The organism is Pseudomonas sp. Root569, from assembly GCF_001427465.1.
Classification (GTDB): Bacteria; Pseudomonadota; Gammaproteobacteria; order Pseudomonadales; family Pseudomonadaceae; genus Aquipseudomonas; species Aquipseudomonas synxantha.
Genome location: NZ_LMGQ01000004.1, coordinates 237,526 through 259,678, shown reverse-complemented (window position 1 = coordinate 259,678; position 22,153 = coordinate 237,526). Strand labels below are relative to the sequence as shown.

At 59.7% G+C, this 22,153-nt stretch carries 18 protein-coding genes; 3 read left to right on the top strand and 15 right to left on the bottom strand.

Features of this window, described 5'->3' with window-relative positions:
* Positions 1 to 18: 18 nt before the first annotated feature.
* The 7 genes from ASD70_RS06025 to ASD70_RS05995 form a co-directional block, all read right to left on the bottom strand.
* Positions 19 to 1,353, bottom strand: coding sequence for a TolC family outer membrane protein (locus ASD70_RS06025; protein WP_046068087.1), 1,335 nt, complete (start codon positions 1,351 to 1,353; stop codon positions 19 to 21).
* A gap of 2 nt (positions 1,354 to 1,355) precedes the next feature.
* A complete protein-coding gene (locus tag ASD70_RS06020; protein WP_046068086.1) occupies positions 1,356 to 2,669 on the bottom strand; it encodes an HlyD family type I secretion periplasmic adaptor subunit in 1,314 nt (437 codons plus the stop codon).
* Entirely contained in the window at positions 2,666 to 4,417 is a 1,752-nt protein-coding gene (locus ASD70_RS06015) for a type I secretion system permease/ATPase (protein ID WP_056845923.1), read from the bottom strand. The genes ASD70_RS06020 and ASD70_RS06015 overlap by 4 nt, the downstream gene beginning before the upstream one ends.
* A 101-nt stretch (positions 4,418 to 4,518) precedes the next feature.
* Positions 4,519 to 4,887, bottom strand: coding sequence for an AprI/Inh family metalloprotease inhibitor (locus ASD70_RS06010; protein ID WP_046068084.1), 369 nt, complete (start codon positions 4,885 to 4,887; stop codon positions 4,519 to 4,521).
* 48 nt (positions 4,888 to 4,935) lie between these two features.
* Positions 4,936 to 6,369, bottom strand: a complete 1,434-nt coding sequence (locus ASD70_RS06005) for a serralysin family metalloprotease (protein ID WP_046068083.1) — start codon at positions 6,367 to 6,369, stop codon at positions 4,936 to 4,938.
* 368 nt (positions 6,370 to 6,737) lie between these two features.
* The gene (locus ASD70_RS06000; RefSeq protein ID WP_056845922.1) at positions 6,738 to 7,841 is read right to left on the bottom strand and encodes a DmpA family aminopeptidase; all 1,104 of its coding nucleotides are present in this window, start codon (positions 7,839 to 7,841) and stop codon (positions 6,738 to 6,740) included.
* Positions 7,842 to 7,850: 9 nt separating this feature from the next.
* A complete protein-coding gene (locus tag ASD70_RS05995) occupies positions 7,851 to 9,215 on the bottom strand; it encodes an APC family permease (RefSeq protein ID WP_043049392.1) in 1,365 nt (454 codons plus the stop codon).
* A 199-nt stretch (positions 9,216 to 9,414) separates the two neighbouring features.
* Between ASD70_RS05995 and ASD70_RS05990 the strand changes: the two genes are divergently transcribed.
* Entirely contained in the window at positions 9,415 to 10,200 is a 786-nt protein-coding gene (locus ASD70_RS05990) for a helix-turn-helix transcriptional regulator (RefSeq protein ID WP_056845921.1), read from the top strand.
* Between the two features lie 2 nt (positions 10,201 to 10,202).
* Here the strand turns inward: ASD70_RS05990 and ASD70_RS05985 are convergent, their stop codons facing one another.
* The 5 genes from ASD70_RS05985 to ASD70_RS05965 all read right to left on the bottom strand — a co-directional run bounded on the left by ASD70_RS05985 (position 10,203) and on the right by ASD70_RS05965 (position 14,657).
* The gene (locus ASD70_RS05985; RefSeq protein WP_056845920.1) at positions 10,203 to 10,670 is read right to left on the bottom strand and encodes a M10 family metallopeptidase C-terminal domain-containing protein; all 468 of its coding nucleotides are present in this window, start codon (positions 10,668 to 10,670) and stop codon (positions 10,203 to 10,205) included.
* 212 nt (positions 10,671 to 10,882) lie between these two features.
* Complete coding sequence (locus ASD70_RS05980; protein WP_056845919.1) at positions 10,883 to 11,962, bottom strand: polyamine ABC transporter substrate-binding protein; 1,080 nt, start codon at positions 11,960 to 11,962, stop codon at positions 10,883 to 10,885.
* Between the two features lie 60 nt (positions 11,963 to 12,022).
* Complete coding sequence (locus ASD70_RS05975; protein ID WP_046068078.1) at positions 12,023 to 12,364, bottom strand: cupin domain-containing protein; 342 nt, start codon at positions 12,362 to 12,364, stop codon at positions 12,023 to 12,025.
* Between the two features lie 27 nt (positions 12,365 to 12,391).
* A complete protein-coding gene (locus tag ASD70_RS05970) occupies positions 12,392 to 13,798 on the bottom strand; it encodes an NAD(P)/FAD-dependent oxidoreductase (RefSeq protein ID WP_056845918.1) in 1,407 nt (468 codons plus the stop codon).
* Between the two features lie 49 nt (positions 13,799 to 13,847).
* Positions 13,848 to 14,657, bottom strand: coding sequence for an AraC family transcriptional regulator (locus tag ASD70_RS05965; protein ID WP_056845917.1), 810 nt, complete (start codon positions 14,655 to 14,657; stop codon positions 13,848 to 13,850).
* 258 nt (positions 14,658 to 14,915) lie between these two features.
* Here ASD70_RS05965 and ASD70_RS05960 point away from each other — a divergent pair, with 258 nt between their 5' ends.
* Positions 14,916 to 15,188, top strand: coding sequence for a DUF1652 domain-containing protein (locus tag ASD70_RS05960; RefSeq protein ID WP_026013572.1), 273 nt, complete (start codon positions 14,916 to 14,918; stop codon positions 15,186 to 15,188).
* A gap of 50 nt (positions 15,189 to 15,238) precedes the next feature.
* On the opposite strand, the gene ASD70_RS05955 is transcribed toward ASD70_RS05960, so the two are convergent.
* Positions 15,239 to 17,683 carry a UvrD-helicase domain-containing protein gene (locus tag ASD70_RS05955; protein WP_056845916.1) on the bottom strand — a complete coding sequence of 815 codons (2,445 nt, stop codon included), beginning with the start codon at positions 17,681 to 17,683 and terminating at the stop codon, positions 15,239 to 15,241.
* A gap of 218 nt (positions 17,684 to 17,901) precedes the next feature.
* Between ASD70_RS05955 and ASD70_RS05950 the strand changes: the two genes are divergently transcribed.
* Complete coding sequence (locus ASD70_RS05950; RefSeq protein WP_056845915.1) at positions 17,902 to 18,597, top strand: pirin family protein; 696 nt, start codon at positions 17,902 to 17,904, stop codon at positions 18,595 to 18,597.
* A 377-nt stretch (positions 18,598 to 18,974) separates the two neighbouring features.
* Here the strand turns inward: ASD70_RS05950 and pgm are convergent, their stop codons facing one another.
* Positions 18,975 to 20,618 (bottom strand): phosphoglucomutase (alpha-D-glucose-1,6-bisphosphate-dependent), encoded by a 1,644-nt coding sequence (gene pgm / locus ASD70_RS05945; protein WP_056845914.1) that lies wholly within the window; start codon positions 20,616 to 20,618, stop codon positions 18,975 to 18,977.
* A gap of 103 nt (positions 20,619 to 20,721) precedes the next feature.
* Complete coding sequence (locus ASD70_RS05940) at positions 20,722 to 22,128, bottom strand: aminotransferase-like domain-containing protein (RefSeq protein ID WP_056845913.1); 1,407 nt, start codon at positions 22,126 to 22,128, stop codon at positions 20,722 to 20,724.
* Between the last annotated feature and the right edge of the window lie 25 nt (positions 22,129 to 22,153).

Below are 22,153 nucleotides of genomic sequence, written 5' to 3'. Positions count from 1 at the left end.
ATTTGTTGTTATGGATGCTCATTTCACAGGGCCGAAGGCCTCGTCCACCTTGGCCAGGTCGGTGTCGCGCAAGTTGCCCGCGTAGTAGTGCAATTTGGTCCAGGCCATCAGGTAGTCATACCGCGCCTGGGCCAGGTCGCGGCGGGTGCTGTACAGCTGCTGCTCGGCATTCAGCGCATCGAGGTTGACCCGTTCGCCGCCGAGGATGCTCTGCTTGGTCGAAACCACCAGGGCCTCGGCCGAGACCAAGGCTTTCTGGTAAGCGCGCAGCTTGCTCACCCCCGACAGGCAGGCACTGAACTGACGCCGCAATTCGATCAGGGTTTCGCGGGTCTTGCCTTCCAGCTCGTACTCCGCCTGCTCCATGGCGCGGCTGGCCTGGCGGGTTGAGGCCGAGATGCCGCCGCCGGCATACAGCGGCATGCTCACTTCGACGCCGATGGTGTTGGTGTCGTAGCGTTGGTTGTAGGTATTGCCGCTGTCGGATTCCTGTTTGCGCGAAGTGGCATAGGCGGTGATTCTCGGCAAATGCCCGGCGCGGTTGCGTTCTACCTCATAGCGCGCCACTTCCAGGGATTGGCGCTGGGAGGCCAGCACCGGGTTGTTGGTGAGCGCCAGTTCATGCCAGGTGTCGTAGTTGGCCGGGGTCAGGGTGAACGCGGCAAAGCTCTGGTTCAGCGGCGCCAGGTCATTGATGTTGACGCTTTGCACGCCAATCAACGCGCCCAATTCCCGCAGCGAGGCGTCCTGCTCATCCAGAGCCTGGATCTCTTCGGCGGTGGCCAGTTCATAGCGCGATTCGGCTTCCAGGATGTCAGTACGCGTGCCCTCGCCGGCCTTGAACAAGTGCTCGTTCTGCTGGAATTGCTGCTCGAAGGCCTTTTTCTTGGCGCGGGCGATGTCGATCTGATCCTGGGCAAACAGTGCCTGGGTGTAGTAGCTCAGCACCCGCACCAGCAACGCCTGACTCTTATCACGAAAGCTTTCGTCGGCGAACAGCGCCTGGGCTACACCCTTGCGGTAGTTGGCATAGGCTTCGTAATCGAACAGCGGCTGTTGCAGGCTAAAGGTCGAGCCATAGCTGTTGTAGTTGCGGTCGTCGCGATAGCTGCCGCCACGCCCGTCGGGCAGGTGCGCCTCGGAATTGTTGCGACCCTTGTTGTAGTTGTAGGACAGCCTCGGCAGCAGCCCGGCGCGGCCGATGGTGCGGTTTTCCAGGCCGGCGTCGCGCTCTTTGATAGCACCGAGGAATACCGGGTCGTTGCGCAGGGCCTGCTCGTACACATCGAACGGGCCCATGGCGGCCTGGGCACTGCCACACACCAGCACCAGCGAAATGAACACTGACTTCATGCTCATTCCTCAGTCAACGCGGAGCCGGCGCGATCCAGCAGCGGCTTGAACAGGTAATTGAGCAACGACCGCTCGCCGGTGCGCACGAACATCTCGGCGGGCATGCCGGGCTTGATCACCAAGCCATGGAGTTTTTCCATCGCCGCTTCGCTGACGCTGGTGCGCAGCACGTAATACGGCGCACCGGTTTTTTCATCGAGCATCTGGTCGGCGGAGATCAGGCTGACCTCTCCCGGCACGCGGGGCGTGCGGCTCTGGTTGAAGGCGGTGAAGAGGATGTCCACCGGCAAATGGGGCCCCACCTTGTCCACCAGATGCACCGGCAGATGCCCTTCCACTTCCAGGCGCGTGCCTTGGGGCACGATCTCCAGCAGGGTTTCACCGGCGCGCACCACGGCGCCTTCGGTGTGCACGCTGAGGTTGACCGCGATGCCATCGGCCGGCGCGTTGATCTCGCTGTGTTGCAGGTTGAAACCGGCAGAGGTCAGTTGCTGTTCCAGGGTCAGGCTGCGCAATTGTGCATCGGCCAATTGACTGCGCACCTCCTTTTGATATTCCTCGCTGTGCTGCTGCAACTTGAGGCGCGACTCGAGGATGCCCTGCTCGATGCGCCCGCTTTCCCCGGCGTTCTGCGCCAGATCCTGTTGCACCTGGGACAACTGGCGCTGGTATTCCATCAGGCGGTTGCGCGGGATATAGCCGTTGTCGGCCAAAGGTTGCAGGTTGCCGAGCTGATCGCGCAGGGATTGGGCCTGGGCGGTCAGGTCACTGCGGGCACGGCGCATGCCGCCCAACTGTGAGGTGGCGCCTTCGATGCTCGCGCGAATCCCGGCCTGTTCACGGGCAAACGCGTCGCGGCGGCTGCTGAACAATTGGCGCTGGCCTTCCAGTACCAACGCCAGGGCCGGGTCGGGGTTGGCGCTCAGCTCAGCGGGAAAGGTGACACCGGCAAGATTGTCGCGCTCGCTCTGCCAACGCGCCACGCTGGCCCAGGCCATGCGGTACTGGGCTTGCAACGACTGCACGTCAGCCTGGTTCTGGGTCTGGTCGAGACGAAACAGCGGCTGGCCTTGCTTGACCAGTTCGCCCTCCTTCACCAGGATTCGGCTGACTACGCCGGGGCTGAAGGTTTGCACGGCCTTGCGCTTGCCGGACACTACTACGGTACCTTGGACAGGAATGCCCTGGTCCAACGGCGCGAGGCTGGCCCAGAGGAAAAACCCACCGGCACCGACAACGGTCAGCAGCCAGCCCATTTTTACGAAGAAGCCAGCGTCGTGTTCTTTAAAACGAGGTTCAACGGTCATGCTGCTCATGCGCCTGGATTCCTTCCGGCCTGGTACTGACGACTGAAACTGACACCGGTTTTTTCTTTCGGCGCTTCCTGCTGCCCGGACAATGCGCGCAGCACTTCCTGGCTCGGCCCGAACGCTTGCAGATGGCCTTCGCCGAGCACCAGCAGCTTGTCAGCCTGGGCCAGCGCCGAGGAGCGGTGGGTCACCAGCACCACGCTGCTGCCCTGGGCTTTCATCTGCATGATGGCGCTGGCCAAAGCGGCTTCGCCGACGGTGTCGAGGTTGGAGTTGGGCTCATCCAGCACGATCAGGCGCGGGTTGCCGTACAGGGCACGGGCCAGGGCCACCCGTTGTTTCTGGCCACCGGACAGGCCGCCGCCGTTGTCGCCCAGCACGGTGTCATAGCCTTGGGGCAGGCGCAGGATCAGTTCATGTACACCGGCCTGTTGCGCGGCCTTGACCACCTGCTCCGGGTCGGCGTCGCGAAAGCGCGCGATGTTGTCAGCGATGCTGCCGCTGAACAGCTCGATGTCCTGGGGCAAATATCCGATATGCGGACCGAGGTCGTCGCGGTCCCAACGATGGATATCCGCGCCGTCCAGGCGCACGGTGCCGGCCAGGGTCGGCCAGACGCCCACCAGCACCCGAGCCAGGGTGGACTTGCCGGAGCCCGACGCGCCCAGCACACCGAGCACTTCCCCGGCCGCCAGGTTGAAGCTGACCTGATGCAAAGTCGCCATGCGTCGCCCCGGCGGACCGGCGCTGACCTGCTCGAAACTGACCTGGCCCTTGGGTGCCGGCAAGGCCATCTGCTCGACTTCCGGGGGGAATTCGCGCAGCAGTTCGTCGAGGCGCTGGTAGGCCAGTTTGGCCGAGCTCCATTGCTTCCACACGGCAATCAGCTGGTCGATGGGGCTAAGTACGCGACCCATCAGAATGGAGCCTGCGATCATCATGCCGGCGGTCATTTCGCCCCTGATCACCAGGAAGGCGCCGAGGCCCAATACCAGGGATTGCAGGCACAGGCGCAGGGATTTGCTCAGGGAGCTGATCACCGAACCGGTGTCGCTGGCCTTGTTCTGGAAACCGATGAACTGCGCGTGCACCCCAAACCAGCGCTGGCGCAGTGCGCCGAGCATGCCCATGGCCTGGATCGTCTCGGCGTTGTGCAAATGGCTGGTAGCCAACTGGGTCGACTGCTGGGAGAAGATACTCGCCTCGCCCAACGGCTTTTTCGTCAGGTATTCATTCAGGCACGCCAGCCCAATCAACAGCACCGCACCGGCCGTGGCCAGTACGCCGAGCCACACGTTGAAGAGGAAAATCACGAACAGGTAGATCGGAAACCACGGCGCATCGAAGAATGCGAACAGCGCAGGCCCGGTGATGAATTGGCGGATAGCGGTCAGGTCGCCCAGGGACTGCCCGGCATGCCCCTGGCCGCGCTGCAGGTTGCGCTCGAACGCGGCCTTGTAGACGCGCAGATTGAACCGCCGCTCCAACTGGCTGCCAATACGGATCACGACAAAACTGCGCACCACTTCCAGCAGGCCGATAAATGCAAAGAAGCCCACGACCATCAGCGTCAACATCACCAGCGTGGTTTCATTCTGGGAGGACAACACACGGTCATACACTTGCAGCATGTAAATCGACGGCACCAGCATCAGCAGGTTAATCAGCGCCGTAAAGCAGCCGATGCTGATCAAAATACTCTTGTATTCACCCAACGCCCTGTATAAGGGCGCAACCTTATGGGACTTCGCCATATTATTTGATCTTCCTTGGAGCGAATGACGCGCAATAATCACCCTTGCCCCAAACAGGGCTCGGCCAACTATTAAATCGAGTTATATGCTTATAACTTGAACTAAGGTATCCGTTTCAGCTCGACAACTTCCCCGGTTTTAGTGCGGGCTTGATATTCACCCTCGCTTTGGCGATTCAAGTGCGTAATCCCTGAACCCTCAGCGTTAAACAGCCATATACCATCCGGTGTGGGCGACCAGGTCAGTGGCTTATCGCCCAGCCATTGCGCGGCACACGCGATATCGCCATCCAGGGAATTGGCCTGCTCCAGCAACTCCAGGGCACACACCTTATCCTGCTGCTTCAACTCCCAATGCCCGGCCAATTGCGCGGTGGTGGGTAAAACCAGACTGCTCGCCATTGCATGGGCTCCTGCCGACACGAACAACACCTGCGACACACAGGCGATCAAATGGGAAAAACGCGGCATTTCAAGCTCCATCATAGAGCGCGGCGCCGAAGCACCGCGCGCTTCACATCACGCCACGATGTCGCTGACCGCTGCCTGGCCTACGGTGGTGACGAGGAAATCCGCCACGCCGTGCCCGGAGAAGTCCACGGCCAACGTACCCAGGTTGGTGCCTGAGGCGTAGGACAGAACAGCATCGCCGGCATGCCCGGTGAATGCATTGACGAAGGTCACGCCCGCACCCTTGGTGATACCGGACAGGTCGATCTTGTCCGAACCCGACGTGAAGTCGAAGATCTTGTCCGCAGCGCCTGGACGGGAGTCGGAACTGGCACCGTACACGAAGGTATCGCTGCCGGCGCCGCCCCACAGTTGGTCCGCACCGCCACCACCGTAGATGAGATCGTTGCCGGCCCCGCCCTTGATGAGGTTAGCGGCCTGGTTACCAATGATCAGGTCGTTGCCCGCGCCACCAAAGGCGTTTTCGACGGTGACGCCCTTGGCGATGGACACGTTGCCCACCAGCCCGCCAACGTCGGAGAACGAGGTGGCATTGAGGTTGATCTTCTGGTTTTGGGTGAAACCGGAGAAGTCCAGGGTGTCATTGCCACCACCGTCCCAGACCGAGAACACCAGCTTGTCGGCATTGGATGTGGCGCTGAGGAAATCACGCCCGGTGTTGGAGTTGAACCCGTAAGTGGTGTCACCGGCACGGGTGTTGAGGTTGGCACCGTAGAGCTTCTGGATCGCGGCGATGTCGTCGATCAGCGGGCCGGAAGCGTAAGCCTCGACGCCACCTTTGCTGAAGTTCTGGTTGGTGTTGCTCTCGCTCCAGTAACTCATGAGGCTGTAGCCGCGCGTGTCCTGTCCATAGGTCGCGTCGTTGTAGGTCGGGTTGCCATTCCCGGCGTTGTAGTCGCCAGGGTGAGCCAGGCCCAGGGTGTGGCCGATTTCATGGGTGAGGGTTTGCCGGCCATAGTTGTTCAGGTCCGGGGTCTTGTTCGGCGTGTAGCTGTTGTTGGTCAGGTACCACGAGGTGCCGTCGTAGCCTGCGCCAGTGCCGGGCAGGTAAGCGAACGCCGCCGCGCCGTCCTGGCCGCTGCTGTAGTTGCCGAAGGTCATGTGACCATCACCACCGCTGGCTTTCTCGGTGAAGGTGACGTTGGCCACGTCCGACCAGGATTGCATGGCCAGTGCGGCCTGTGCTTTCTGCTGGGCGTTGAACTGGCTGAAACCTGAGATGCCATGTTTGTTCATGGTGCTCTGGGTAGCCGAGGTGAGGAAGGTGTAGGTCAGATCGATCTTGCCGTTGCCATCAAAGTCCCGATACGCGGCGCCATCCCGCAGCAGCTGGGTAGCTGCCTGGTCGACGGTGTAGGACGGTTTGCCATTGACCGTGAGGTTGCCGCCACGGTCATACAAGTGGCTGAAGCTATCGATTTGCGAGTAAGCAGTGCTGGCTTGCGCGGCAGATACAATAGCCTTGTCTTTTACTTTTGACATAAACGTACTTCCTTGTTTGCAAGTGCATCAGTCTTTGTTCGATAGGAACCTCGCGGGCGAGGATAGTCCTATCACTCACCTCTTTTGAAGGCGTAAGAAAACTGACACAACTTGAAATCTTTCGTCTACCACTATTTCCACGGCTAAAATGTGACGCAGGTTCAACTTGAGTAAGTCGCACGTAGTGTTTACTGGGAACCCTTGCTTTTTAGCTGCCTCGTTTGACGCGGTGATATTTAAATATTAAATAGCAGTAAAGCCGCTCGGGTTGAGCGGCGCACTTGAATAATGGATCCAATATATTGTCACGGTGTCAATGGCAGCATTAAAGAGCCATCATTCGCACTATTAAAGTGCGTTGTCCCCTATTACCGGGACATACACCACCCGCACTTGTGCAATGCTTCAAAGAGCGTCTCGCCGGTCAGCCCAGGCACTTTGACGCCCTCTTGCGTGCTCATGTCTTCGCCCGCCAGTATCGCGTTGATGATCGCCTCTTCCACTGCCTCGGCCGCAGCGCTGAACAGCGGCGAGATATGATCGTTATTGACCATGTGCAGCGCCGTTTGCAGTGGCAGGTCTCTACGCCCGTAGTCTGCCGGCGGCAAACCCTGGTTACCGGTGGCAAAGGCTAAAAACAGGTCGCCGCTGGAATCCTCGGTGCCACCACCGGTGCGCGCGATGCCAATGGATGCACGCTGCGCCAGGCGTTGGCATTGGTGGGGCAGCAAGGGTGCGTCGGTGGCGATAATCACCACGATAGACCCCATGCCGGGCGTACCCCGCTCAGCGAAAGGCGACGCAATGTCCACCAAGTGACGTCCTACGGGATAACCATCAACCCGCAGCTCCTGGCGCTTGCCATGGTTGGCCTGCACCAGTACGCCGATGGTCCAGCCGCCCTGCTCCGCCGGCAAACGCCGTGACGCCGTGCCGATACCGCCCTTGAACTCGTGGCAGATCATGCCGGTGCCGCCGCCCACCGCGCCCTCCTGCACCGGTCCGCTTTCAGCGTTTTCCAGGGCCTGGCGTACATGCTCAGGTTGCACATGCTGGCCCCAGATATCGTTGAGCAAGCCGTCGTAGGTTTCCATGACCACCGGCATGCACCAGTACACTGCCGGGTCCGCCAGGCGCTCGCGCTCCAGGGCGATCAAGGCGTCACGCACAATCCCGATGCTGTGAGTGTTGGTAATCGCCATCGGCGTGGTCAACAGCCCCGCCTCGCCGATCCACTCCAGGCCGGTGGCGTCGCCGTTGCCATTGAGCACGTGGTAGCCGGCGAAACAAGGTTGCTGCCGCGCTTCCCCGGCACGCGGTTGGATCAATGTGACCCCGGTTCGGACCTGCTTGCCGTCGATCTCTGCCTTAAGCGTGGTGTGACCCACGCGAACCCCGGGAACATCGGTGATGGCATTCAATTCGCCGGGCGTGCCCAGCCCCAACGTGATGCCCAATTGACGTGCTCGCATACCCACTCCTTACAATTTCTGGAACGCCGGGCTCAACCGGCCACTGATGCAATACAGAATCACCGACAGGGCCAGCAAGCCGATGATGATCATGATGTCGCGCACCGATGCCTCCAGGATCAAGGTCACCAGCAGGTACCCCGCGCCGAGCACCGCCAGCAAGGCCGGCAGCGGCCACAACGGCATGCGATAGGGATGCTCGCGATCACGCAGCAGTACCCGGCTCATCAGCGCACTCAGCGCCACCACCAGGTACACCAGCATGATCAGCAAGACGCTGAACGAGGTCAGGTCGGCCAGGTTCGAGCTGAAACTCAACAGCGCCGAAGGAATCGCCAGGAACAGCGTCGCCAGCCACGGCGAATCCCAGCGCGGGTGAATGCGCGTGAACAGCTTGTTGATGCTCGGCGTCCACAACGCATCACGACCGCTGCTGAACACCACGCGGCCAATCTGGATGACGATGGCGACAATGGCATTGAACACCGACAGGAAAATCCCGGCACTGACCAGTCGCGACAGGGTTTCATTGCCATGGCTGGTCAACAGGTAACCGATGGGATCGGGGCTGCTGATCATCGCGCTCAGGGACGGCGCGCCAATCAACAATGCCGTGATCGGCACCAGCTCGATCACCACCACCAGGCCCAGGGACCACAACACCGCCTTGTGTACGCCTTTGCCGCCGCATTTCATGTCTTCGGCCAGCAACACCGCCGGGCCGTAACCATTGAACGAGAACAGGCCGATACCAACCGCGCCGATCACCAGGGCCCAGGGCGCCAAGTGCAACACGCCGTTTTCGACGATCTGCGGCTGGAACAACACACTGGCCGGCTGCACCGGGTTGCCAAAGCCGATCACCACGATCACCAGCAAGGCCGCCACTTCCAGCAGCAGGCACGTGCCGGTGATCCAGGCGTTGAGCTTGATATTGAGAATACCCAGGGCGTAGCTGGATACCACGATCACCAGGGCGACGGTCTGTGAATCGAAGTTCGTGCCCAGGGCGTTATTCAGGTAAGTCGCCGCACCGGTCGCCAACACCGGCGGGATAAACAGCAACATCACCAGCACGGTCAGAAACGTCGCGTAGCCGGCCATGCCGCCGAACACCCGCTTGGCATACACATACTCACCCCCGGCGCTGTTATGGGCACGGCCCAGCTCCGCGTAACAGAAGGCGAACATCAGCGCCAGCAACGCGGCCATCACAAAAGCGAGGAACACGCCGCTGCCCGCCTGCTGGATGGCAAACGGGGCAATCACGAATACGGAACTGGCTGGCGTTACCGCGGAAACGGTAATGGCCACTACATCAAAGACGCTCAGGGTGGGCTTGAGCACGCCATCGGGCGCGGGGGTAGCACTCATATCGTTATCCTCTGTCGTTGTTTTTGGTGTGAGGCAGAAACGAAAAATGATGTTTTTGCGGGATATGCTTCCCGCTGGATGACTACGACGTTATCGGCCCTGGATCTATCAGCCAATTCCCCTATTGGCGTACTCCCCTTGACGATGCCCGCTAAAAGCCGAACCCTTGGCCGACCTTTTGATGGTGGGAGCCTGCTACATGAGTTTGTTCAGGGAAATCGGCATGCACGCGGGGTTGGGCCGCACCCTGTCACAGATCGGCACCGAACGGTTCTGGAAGCAGCTGGTGCTGTTGCTGCACCAATGCCTGCCCTTCGATAACGCCCTGGCGATTTTCTACCCGCTGGATGGCCCGCCCCAGGCCCTGGAGGAATACGACGCCCAACCCAGCAGCAAACCTGCTTCGATGCTGGTGTACCTCAATGGCCTGTACCTGCTCGATCCGTTTTACCAGGCGTGCCGCGAGCAATATGCCAGCGGCGTTTACCGCCTGGAGGAAGTGGCGCCGGACCATTTCCGCCAGAGTGAGTACTTTCTCAACTACTTCCACGACAACGTGCTGGAAGACGAGGTGCAATTTATCCTGCAATTGCCCGTCGCGGGCACGCTGTCACTGTCGCTGGGCATGCAGCGACGGTTCAGTTTCGAGGAAACCGGGCTGTTGACCACGCTGGCGGCCTGGGTGCTGCCGCTGATGCAGCAGCACTGGCAACAAAGCACTCAGCGGGCTCCGGCGATGGACAGCCAGATCCGAGACGCATTGAGCCACTTTGGCAGTGGTGTACTCTCGGATCGCGAACTGGAAATCGCCCGCCTGGTATTGCGCGGTTTTTCTTCCAAGGCCATGGCCGAACGCCTCAAGATCTCGCCGGACACCGTGAAAGTGCACCGCAGGCATTTGTACGCAAAGCTGGACATCTCGTCCCAGCCCGAGTTGTTTTCTTTATTCATCCAATCATTGGGGCACGACCTGGATAATCCGTAGGTTTAGTCCGAATGAAAGAAGTTGATATGCTCCGGCAATAGATTGACACCGTCAACGCGCACAGAAAAGTTCGGCCCCTCAGGGGTGACCTTGATATTCAAGGTACTCACACCAAACTCATGACTCAACTGCACATCACCGACGTCCACGGGTGGGCCCGGTTGAATGTTAATAGCCGATATATTGTGGTCTTTTAGTACCAATGACACATCGATCTCGTCTTCCTTGGGATTGAAGTTCAAGATCGTGTCCGGATCATTGCTGAGGGAGTCGGTACTTTGCTCATATTTGAATGTATTTTCACCTTGCCGGCCCACCAGCTGGTCGGCAGCGCCGCCGCCGATCAGCACTGAGGCCTCGCCGCGATTGGCCTCCAGGCGCTCACGCTGGTCTGTGCCGCGCAAGACGGGAGGGCTGTTTTCGAGTTGGGTCCAGGTGCCACCTGGTGGAAGGCTTTGTATGGAGGACATTTAAATCACCTTTTAGATAATGCGTTCATGTGAAAGTGTTACGTGCAACGGACCGAATTTCTCACACTGCAAACAACACTTTCCATGCGTAATATTTGACATCAAATGTCTTAAATATGACGTCATTATCTATTCAAGTGCTTTCGCCGCGGACTTATTTGCCACTCTGGATGGGCAAAAGGCTGGCTTACAGTGTGAGCCAGCCAACTTAATCAGCGTCCGGTGCGAACGGTATTCCACACGCGCGTGCGAATCCGATCAATATTCAACGGCATGGCTTCCAGTGCAAACAACTTACCCATCATATCCGGGCTCGGATACACCTTGGTGTCCGCCTTGATCGCCGGATCCACCAAGCTATCGGCCGCCGCGTTGCCGTTGGCGTAATGCACGTAGTTGGTAATGCTGGCCATCACTTCCGGGCGAAGCAGGTAGTTCATGAAGGCATAGCCGGCTCTTTCATCGGGCGCGTCGGCGGGCATGGCGACCATATCGAACCAGATGGCCGCGCCTTCCTTGGGAATGTTGTAGCCGATGTTCACGCCGTTCCTGGCCTCCTTGGCGCGGCTTTCGGCCTGCAGGATATCGCCGGAAAAACCGACCGCCACGCAGATATCGCCATTGGCCAAGTCAGCGGTGTATTTCGAGGAGTGGAAATACGCCACGTAAGGTCGCACTTTCATCAGCAGGTCTTCGGCTTTTTTGTAGTCCTCGGGCTTTTTGCTATGGTGCGGCAAGCCCAGGTAGTTCAGCGCTGCCGGCAGCAGCTCCGGGCCATTGTCGAGGATGGCCACCCCACATTTTTGCAGCTTGGACATGTTTTCCGGCTTGAAGATCAGGTCCCAGGAATCCACCGGCGCGTTATCGCCCAACACGGCCTTGATCTTGTCGATGTTATAGCCGATGCCGGTGCTGCCCCACAGGTACGGGAAGCCGTGCTCGTTGCCCGGGTCGTTGTTTTCCACGGCCTTTAGCAGCACCGGGTTGAGGTTCTTCCAGTTCGGCAACTGGCTCTTGTCGAGCTTTTTCAGGGCGCCGCCCTGGATTTGACGGGCCATGAAGTGATTGGACGGGAACACCACGTCGTAGCCGGATTTACCGGTCATCAACTTGCCGTCGAGGGTTTCGTTGCTGTCGTACAGGTCGTAGGTGAAACCGATGCCGGTGTCTTTCTGGAAGTTCTTGGTGGTGTCCGGCGCAATGTAGTCCGACCAGTTGTAGATCTTTACGGTTTCGGCGGCCTGGCTGATGGAGGCCAGCAACATCAAGGGCAACAGGGCAATGGCTTTCATGGTTCGATTTCCTGGCGGTTTTAGGGCTGTTGTTATGGCAGGCGATCAAGGATCAAAGCGTTACAGGATCAATACGTAGGTCTTGCGCACGGTTTCATGGATATCCCAGGTGCCGGTGCTGTTGGCCGGCAACATCAGTGCGTCGCCGGCTTGTATATGGAGGGGTTCACCGTTATCGGGGGTGAAGGTGCAGCGGCCCTGGATGAAATGGCAAAACTCCTGGGACTTGATCTGCCGGCGCCAGCGCCCCGGGGTGCATTCCCAGATACCGGTCTCGACCCCATCAGTGCGCTCCACGCTCAAGGTCGAGGCCACAGCGATAGGCTCGCCCAAGGGCGCGGCGACCGGAGATGAGTCCGGCAGACGGGTGTTCAGTGCGTCTTTGAATTGCGTGATGCTCATGGGGTTTTCCCGTGTGAGTGGAACGACTTAATGCATGAAGCCTTCCATGAACCCGGCGATGCCGGTTGCCAGCCTGCGGCGCCAGGGCGCGGTATTGGGGTTGGCCAATACCTGGTCCTCATGGACAAAGCTGCGGATGATCGCGTTATAGCCCAGCCAACGGCACGGCTCGGGCTCCCAGGCCTTGAGGGCTTGCAGGCCGCGTTCGCGAATCACCCAGGGTTGACGGGTCAGGGGCGTTTCAAGGCCCAGTATCAGATCGGCCAAGGTGCGGCCGCCAAGGTTGGTGGCGCCTACGCCCTCCCCGCCATAGCCGCCGGAAAGCGCAACGCCGGTTTTATGGTCGCAGAGCATGTGCGGACGGAAATTGCGCGACATGCCGAGGTTGCCGCCCCAGGAATGGGTAATCCTTACCCTCTTCAACTGTGGGAAGAGTTCGCCAAAAAGGTAGCGACGCAGCTGTACTTCGCTGTCGGTGAGATCAAAGTTGTGGCGCAACTTACCGGCAAATTGATAGCCGCCTCTGGCGCCGAACACCAAGCGGTTGTCTGCCGTGCGCTGGCCGTAGGTGACTTGTCGGCTGCTCTCGCCAAATGCCTGGCCACGACTGAGGCCGATGTCATCCCAAGTGCTGGCCGGCAACGGCTCGGTGGCGACGATCAGGCTCTGTACCGGCAACTGGTAACGCCCCAGGGGCGGCAAGGTAGTGGCGTAACCCTCCACTGCCGGTACTACCCATGCGGCACGCACACTGGCCTTGGCCGTGCGCAGGCTGCCGGATTGCCAATGGGTCACCGGGCTGTTCTCGTAGATGCTCACACCCAGGTTTTCAACGGCCCGCGCCAGGCCGCGCACCAGCTTGGCCGGGTTGATGGTCGCGACATGAGGTGCATAGATACCGCCATAGGGCTTGGCGATACGGACCTGCTCGGCCAACTGCTGCGGGCTGAGCCAACGATAGTCATCTTCGGTAAGGCCCTGGGCATACAGCTTGTCCAGGTACTGGCGCAGGCTGGCCTCCTGCTCGGGGTAGCGTGCGGCACAATACAGCGCGCCACCTTTGCGATAGTCGCAGTCGATGCCTTCACGGACCAGCACCTGCGCCACTTCATCAGGGATGCCGTGCAGCAGGTCAAACGAAGCACGCCGTTGCTGCGGCGCGAGGCTGGCCAGCAGGCGGTCCTCGCCCAGCAGATTGCCCATCAGCCAGCCACCGTTGCGCCCGGATGCGCCAAAGCCGGCGGTCTGCGCCTCGATGATGGCGATTTTCAGCTCCGGGGCCTGGCGTTTCAGGTAATAGGCGGTCCATAGGCCGGTATAGCCGGCGCCGATGATCGCCACGTTGACATCCAGGTCATGCTCCAGGGACGGCCGCGCCTCCAGCGGGTCGTCCAGCTGGTCCATCCATAGACTGATATTGCGCCATGCCGGCATGCCAGGTTCCCCTACCTCGTTTCGATAGGGTCGATCCTAGAGCGCGGCGTCAGGGGCTGTCTTGCGCGCGTGCACGCAGGGAAATTTGCTTGACGTAAGCCTTGGGCGACTGCCCGGTGTGCTGGCGGAAAGCACTGTAGAACGCCGAGAGTGAATTGAACCCGGCGGCAAAGGCCAGGTCATCGACTTTGACAGGGGCAGTGGCACTGTCCAACGCGGCCAGTAAATGCTGGAGCCGCGCCTGATTGACGTAGCGGTAGAAGCTCTGCCCCAGCACCTGATTGAGCAGGTAGGAGATCTGATTGCGGCTGTAGCCAACTTCCTTGGCGACCCGTTGCAGGTCCAGGTCCGGATCCAGATAGGGTTGCCTGGATTCAAAGTACTGCTGCAGGTCGTTCGCCATATGCCCCAATTGCTGGGGCGACAAGCCCAGGCGACTGACCGTGGGGCGCGTGGACTGGGCAGGCTGCTCATGCACCAGGGATGCATATTCATTGACTCGCCAGATCAATCCGTCGCGCACGGTGATGGCTTCGCTGGTGCGAAACGACACCAGGCCCTGGCCGCCCCGTAAAGTGATGCGGTACTGGATAAACGCGGTGTCGCCATCGGCACGGATACGGTCGGTATGCTCGATCGCCTCGTCTGCTTCTCGGGGCATGCTGGCCTGCAGGTACTCACGCAGTTCGGCATAACCCACCACGCGGTTCTGGAAGAAGTCGTGGTATTGGATCTCAGGGTGGTAATAAGCCATGACCCCGTCCAGATCGCGATGGCGCCAGCACAGGTGATGGCGCAGCACCAGCTCACGGGTGACTCGGGTGTTCCGACAATCATCGTCTGGTGTCATGTCAGGCATAAAGGGCTCTGCAGCGGAAAAAAATACTTGAAGATGCCGAAATTTACCCGCCCCTTCAATGGTCAGGTGCGCCCGCGGAGTAATGGCCTTTTGCCTAATCTTGCGTAGGACATGACCCATGTCAAAATTAGCGAAAAGAACCGCCGAACGGGGCTAAAAAACTCCACGTGTACTTACGAACGAATGCTATTTTTAAGGTCTTCACTGTCATGACCAGCGAAGGTCTTGACCCCTGCCGCGAGCTAAAGGAAGCGCTCAATGAACAAGGTGGGCAACATGAACAAAGTGACGTTTCCCAACGCCTGCCAGCTGATGCGCTGGCATTTTCATCCAATGGGCTTCGAGGGCAGCATGGACGCCCCCGGTAGCATGGTCGCGCGCCTGTTTGACCGGGCCAGCGGCGAGACATTGATCGCCATCGCCGGTATCCCTTGCGCCACCGTAATGAACGCTGCAGATGTGGAGCGCATCATCGAGGCGGTAGAGGATGAGCTGGAGTGTTTTGTGCCGCCGTTGTCTTTGAGGGCCTGAACACTATTTGTCAGCCCTCTCCCACATTCAGCTGTGTATCAGCTGTAAGGTCAGCGCTGATCATCGAAAAAGGCTTTCTTGCCATCCACCCGCTCTGAGGCCCTGGGCACATTCACGCCCTGGCCTTCCGGCTTTTCCACATACCAATAGCAATGGCTGACCGCTCGGGTAATGCCAACATAGGCCAGGCGCAATATTTCTTCTTTTTGCGCAGTGTCATAAGGTTCGCTATCACCGTCCTTGCCCAGGCCCGCCATGCGGTAGGCCTGATTCTTGTACGGCGAGCTGGTGAGATGCTGACAGTCCCCCAGTAAAAATACCACATCCGCCTGCAGGCCCTTGGCGCTGTGATAGGTCAGCTGTTTCAACCTGCGCTCGTGGGGCGGCAAGCTAGAATCCACATTAACTACAGCCTGAATATGCTCTTGAATCAGTAGTTTATCGCTACTTTTTCGATACAGCATCAATATGCTCTGGCCCCGTTGATAGTGCTCCAGCAATCGCTGGCCCAGCGCCGCATCGTCGCGCTCGAGTACCATCACAGGCACGAGTGCCTTGGGCGCACCACTGGCCTTGGCCTTCTTGCCGGGAATCGCCGGAGCACTGCGTACCACGTGTTCGGCCGCATCGATGATGTGCTGGTGGCTACGGTAGTTCTCCGCCAGCATCACGCGGGTGGTACTTGGCGAGGAAAATTCGTTATTGAAGTGCATGAAGAACTTGGGCGAACTGCCACGCCAACCATAGATCGATTGCCAGTCGTCCCCTACGCATAGCAAAGAAGAACGCTGTGCGCCGCGCCCCACATGCATCGCCGGCCCGCGACTGCGGATCTCCCTGAGGCTTGCACGTATCCACGAGACAATTTGTGGCGAAACATCCTGGAATTCGTCGATCATCAGGTGCGACATAGGCCGCAGCAATGGATCGCTGAGCAGCTTGAGGTTTTCCGGGGTGTTTTCACCGAACAGGGAGAACATCCGGTTGTAGGTCATAATCGGCGGCGATTGATCCAGCAGGTGGTCTTCCAGGGCCTTCCAGAAAATGCTCAGGGCCTCGAAGAACAACCGATCCGGATCGTCCTTGGCAAAGCGCATCTGGCCCACGGCCGTCGGTACGTCCAAACCGAGGTTCTCGATAAACCCGGCAGCCATCACAAAACCATCCAACAGCGGCGCCGAGGCCAGTTCGCCCTTGACCTTGTAATCAAAGCCAGGCCCGGCCATTGCATCGCCGGCAAGGCTGCTGATCAAGCGCTTTGAAGCCTCATAATTGTCCATCCATATCATAGGCTTACGACAGAAAGCTTGAAACAAGGTGCGCTTGACCGCCCACTCTGCACGCACGGATAGTTTCGAGTTCGGCCGGCTGAGCTGGGGGTTTTCCCGCGCATCAAAACCTAGCACCACCCACGCATCCAGCGCCGGGATATAACCGTGGCAATGAAATTGCGCACCGTTGATTTCAAAGGTCTGGCGGCTGGGCTCTATGCCCTTGATCGGCCACGCCCCGGCGCGAAACCACAGGTCTTCGATCACATCGCAAAGTTCGTCATCACGTTTGGCTGCCAGGTCTGTCACTGCGATGCGTTTTTGCACGTCCGGATGATCACGCTCCAGCTCCTTGAGTTGCAGGCCTTGGCGGGCCAACGGCGCAATCAGCTCGCGAAAACGCTGGTGGCGGCCATACAGGCGGTGATAGCAGGCATTCATCTGTTGACGCTGGGCGTCGCCGATGCGCAGGTCGAAGGGATTGCTGTCGGCGTCCGCAAAACCGTCGCTGAGGTTTTCAAAGGCCTGCAGACGCTCGAAGCCCGGCAGGCTGCGCACCATTGGCAGGATGCGCGAGTGGAAGGTACGCACCACAGCCTGGGCTTCCTTCATGCCAAGGGGTTGGCCCCACAAGCTGAGAATATCCATGAGCTTGTGAATAAAGTCTTTACGCGACTCGCGAGTAAAGGTCACCACCGTCATCGAACTCAGCTCAAAGCCCAGGTAATGGGTCAGCAGCAGGATGCGCAGCACCAGGGATGTGGATTTACCCGCGCCGGCCCCGGCGATCACCGAAGTCGAGGGCGTATCGCTGAAAATCATCTTCCACTGCGCCGCACTCGGTTGCGCATGGGGCGGCAGCAGCCGCGCCACATCCGCCTTCATGCGTTTTTTCACATCCGCCGTGAGCGGCAACCGCCAGTCATCGAACAGGCTGTCATCCACCCCCGGCGCAGGGTGTTCGTCGGGGCGGAAGTCGCGGATCAACAGGACCTGCCGGCCCTCCTCAATGCCATCGGCCTTGCCCTCGCGATAACCATATTCCACACCCGCCTCGTGCCCACTGCGAAAGCCGTCGGCTTGGCCGTGCAACCAGGAAAACCGGTGCTGCGCGCGTAAACGAGTAAGGCCATGGCCGAACAGGCGAGCGGCCAGTCGTTTCAATAGCGGCATCTCGGCCAAGGGGCGCAGTTCAGGGGGCAGATCAGGCTTGTGTTGCGGCACGCGGACTCCTGCGATGAGATTGGCTTTGATGAGGGCGTCATGGTCGCCGGAATCGGCGCTCAGTTCCAGCCAATTGCTTTGCTGTCATGCAGTTAGGCGATGAAGTGAAAGTTGTTGCAGACAAAACCAATCGAATAAATAGATAGAAATCAGGTATTTTTTACGCTTTTTATAGATGATCGGCTGCTGGATGATAGGCCCATCAACAGGAGACGACCATGCTTGAACTTCGACCTTTCCACACGCTGGGCGGCGCCCATCACGGCTGGCTTGACGCCCATCACCACTTTTCCTTCGCCGAATACCACGACCCCGAGCGCATGCACTGGGGCAACCTGCGGGTATGGAACGACGACATCATCGCCCCAGGCAGTGGTTTTCCCCAGCACCCGCACCGCGACATGGAAATCATCACCTACGTGCGTGAAGGCGCGATCAGTCATGCCGATAACCTGGGCAACAAAGGCCGCACCGAGGCGGGTGATGTGCAGGTGATGAGTGCGGGCACCGGGATCGCCCATAGCGAATACAACCTGGAGGCTACGCCGACCAAGATTTTCCAGATCTGGATTATCCCGAATCAGGCTGGGCTACCGCCGTCCTGGGGCGCCAAACCGTTTCCACAAGGTAACCGTGAAGGATTTGTGACGCTTGCCAGTGGTAAGGCTGGCGACAGTGAAAGCCTGAGCATTCGTGCCGATGCACGCTTGGTGGCAGCGAACCTGAAAGCCGGGGAAAGCGCTGAGTACCGACTGGACAGCGGCCGCCGGGCGTACCTGGTGCCGGCCACGGGTGTGATTGACGTCAATGGTTTGCGGGCACAGGCGCGAGATGGCGTGGCGGTTGAAGACGAGCAGGTATTACGGGTGACGGCGATCGAGGACAGCGAGATCGTGTTGGTCGACCTGGCCTGAGCTTGCGCCCGATGCTGGCCTTACAGCAGAACGCTATCTGACTGACGCCCTGATCCAATGTGGGAGGGGGCTTGCTCCCGATGGCGGCCTGGCAGCCGACCAGGATGTTGGATTAGACCGAGTACATATACGCCCCATCCAGGGTTACTGTTGACTGCTAAAAAGTTGCGTTGATACCCATGCCCCGACGAGGGCGTATCAGTAAATGCATCTGTGGCTGCCCCATCGCCATCGGGAGCAAGCCCCCTCCCACAGGGTCCTGCGGCGCACCCAAAGGTGTGGAAACCCATGCCCCGGTGAGGCGGTGTCAGTCAATGCAACTGTGACTGACTCACCGCCATCGGGGCACGGACCTTCCCACATTGGGTTCGGTGTGACTACTGTGCGATTGCACCGTCTACAAGTACCTGCGCCTCTTCCACCAGCCGCTTGAGGTGATCTTCGCCGATAAAGCTCTCGGCATAGATCTTGTAGATGTCCTCGGTGCCCGATGGCCGTGCGGCAAACCAACCGTTTTCGGTCATGACCTTCAAGCCGCCAATTGCCTGGTTATTGCCCGGCGCATGGCTGAGAATCTGCTGGATGCTCTCCCCGGCCAATTGCGTGGACGTCACCTGCTCCGGCGAGAGCTTGCCCAGCAACGCTTTCTGCGCCGGGGTCGCCTTGGCATCGACGCGAATGGCAAACGGCTCGCCCAGCGCGTCGGTCAGGCCGCGGTAGATCTGGCTCGGGTCCTGGCCTTTGCGCGAGGTCATTTCCGCCGCCAGCAAAGCCGGGATCAAGCCGTCCTTGTCAGTGCTCCAAACCGTGCCGTCCTTGCGCAGGAACGAGGCACCGGCGCTTTCTTCACCACCAAAGCCCAACGAACCTTCGAACAAGCCATCGGCGAACCATTTGAAGCCCACTGGCACTTCGTACAAACGGCGACCGATACGCGCAGCGACGCGATCAATCAAGCCGCTGCTGACCACGGTCTTGCCCACGGCAGCATCGGCGCGCCAGTCAGGGCGGTTCTGGAACAGGTAATCGATGGACACCGCCAGGTAGTTGTTCGGCGCCAACAGGCCGCCGGACGGGGTGACGATGCCGTGGCGGTCATGGTCAGGGTCACAGGCGAACGCGACGTCGAATCGTTCCTTGAGGCCGATCAGGCCCTGCATGGCGTAGCTGGACGACGGGTCCATGCGAATCTGGCCATCCCAGTCGACGCTCATGAAGCGGAAAGTCGCATCGACTTCGGTGTTCACTACCTCCAGGTTCAGACGGTAGTGCTCGGCAATCGCCGACCAGTAGCGCACCCCGGCTCCGCCCAATGGGTCCACGCCCAGGCGCAGGTCGGCGCTGCGGATCGTATCCATGTCGATCACATTGACCAGGTCAGCCACATAGCTGTTGAGGTAGTCATGACGATGGGTGGTGTCCGCCTTGAGCGCCTGGGCGTGGGTGATGCGCTTGACCCCGGCCAGCTTGTTGGCAAGCAGTTCATTGGCCTTGGCTTCGATCCACTTGGTGACGTGAGTATCGGCCGGGCCCCCATTAGGCGGGTTGTATTTGTAGCCGCCACTCTGCGGCGGGTTGTGGGACGGTGTAATCACGATACCGTCCGCCAGGCCGCTGGTGCGGCCACGGTTGTAGCAGATGATCGCGTGGGAAATCGCCGGGGTCGGCGTGTACTCGTCGCCTTCGGCCAGCATGACGTGTACCCCATTGGCGGCCAATACCTCCAGGGCACTGGCACCGGCAGGTGTGGACAGCGCATGGGTATCCAGGCCCACGAACAACGGCCCGTTGATGCCTTGGGCTTCGCGGTAGAGGCAGATGGCCTGGCTGATCGCGAGTACATGCCATTCGTTGAAGCTCAGCTCGAACGAGCTGCCCCGGTGCCCGGAGGTGCCAAAGGCCACACGCTGGGTAGAGATTGCTGCATCAGGCTGGCCGGTGTAATAGGCCGTGACCAGTCGCGGGATATCCACCAGCAACTGGGCCGGCGCCGGTTTGCCCGCAAAAGGACTGATAGTCATGCATAAACCTCGAAAAGAAGGATTCGGAAAAGTGTCAGTTTACTGGGACTTGGACTACTGTGCGACGGTATCGATCCTACAGCGCGCAGAGAAATTTCATACGCTAGACAGTCTGCGCCTCGAGCAACGCCTGAGCCAGCGCATCCAGGGTGACATCCAGATTGGGCTGCCCCGTAAACGTATGGCTCAAGCGCATATGCTGATGGTGCAAGCCGCTGAGGCTGAATAACTCACCCGGCGCTATCACGACCTGTTGCGTGAGCATCCGTTGAAAGATCAAGCGCATATCCACTGGCGCCACCGACTGCAACCAGAAGCTCGCCCCGGCGATGGGTATCCGGTAGCTCACGCGCCCTTGCATGCGTGCGTCCAACCGCAGGCTCATGGCCTGCGCTTGCTCCTGTAGAAGTTGGCGCAATGCCTGCAGGTGCTGATCAAAGCGCCCGCTCTGATAAAGCCGGGCAATGGCCCGCTGACGGATTGACGACAAACGAAATGAGCGCAGTAAAAACTGGCGCTGCAATTCACTGCTCATTTGATGCGACAGTAAATAGCCAAAGGGCGCTTCCGGACCCAACACCTTCTCGAACGAGGAGAACACCAGCAGCCGCTCCGGGTTGACCAGATGACGCAGGGCTGCCTGGGATGGCGTATAGCTCAGTTCACCAAAGGTATCGTTCTCCAGTAGCCAGCAACCGTATTGGTCAAGCAAATGCGCAATCTGCAGCCGCTCCGGAACCGATAACGCCGTACCTGATGGCATGCTCACTACCGATGACAACAGCACCAGGTGCACGGGTTCGTGAAGCAACAAGTGCTCGAACATCGCGAGGTCGAACCGGCCATCGGCGAGCCAGGGCAATTCGATCACCCGTACACCAGCAGCCTGCAACAGGCGCAAGACCCGATAATCACAGGGTGATTCGGTCACCAATACGGTGCCCTTGAGACCCAGGGCGTCAATCAGTATCTCCAGGACACCCTGTAGATCGGCACCGATATACACCTCGTCGGCCTGCCAGCAGCGTGTAGGCGACGAGGTATAACGTGCCGCCAACGCTGCGCGCAGCTCCCACACGCCACAGGGTTGCGACCAGGGCTGCAGTTGGTTCGCGTAGCGGCGCACCAATTTACGCTCCAGCGTCAGCAAGTCACCATCCAGCGAGCCCAGCAGCGCGGGCTCATCCCCACTGAGCACGACCATGGCCGGCCGCCGCGCCGCCGCGTAGAGCCTTTCGAGCAGGTCAGCGCCCGCCATCAGCTGTGGGTTGGCAGCTACCGGCCAGGCGAAGTATCCCGACTTGGCCACCGAGTACACCCGCCCTTCCTTCTCCAGCAGCGAGTAGGCGTATTGGATCGTCGAGATTGACACGTTCAAGCGTGTCGACAGCTGCCGCAAGGATGGCAACTTGACCGGTGTTTCCAGGCTGACTTCGTTGATCAGGTTGATCATGTAGCGGTACACCGCCTGATAGGCAAAGTCTGCCTGTCGCTCTCCCCGCAGGTTCATGGCCGCTCACCGGCCTGTACAGACG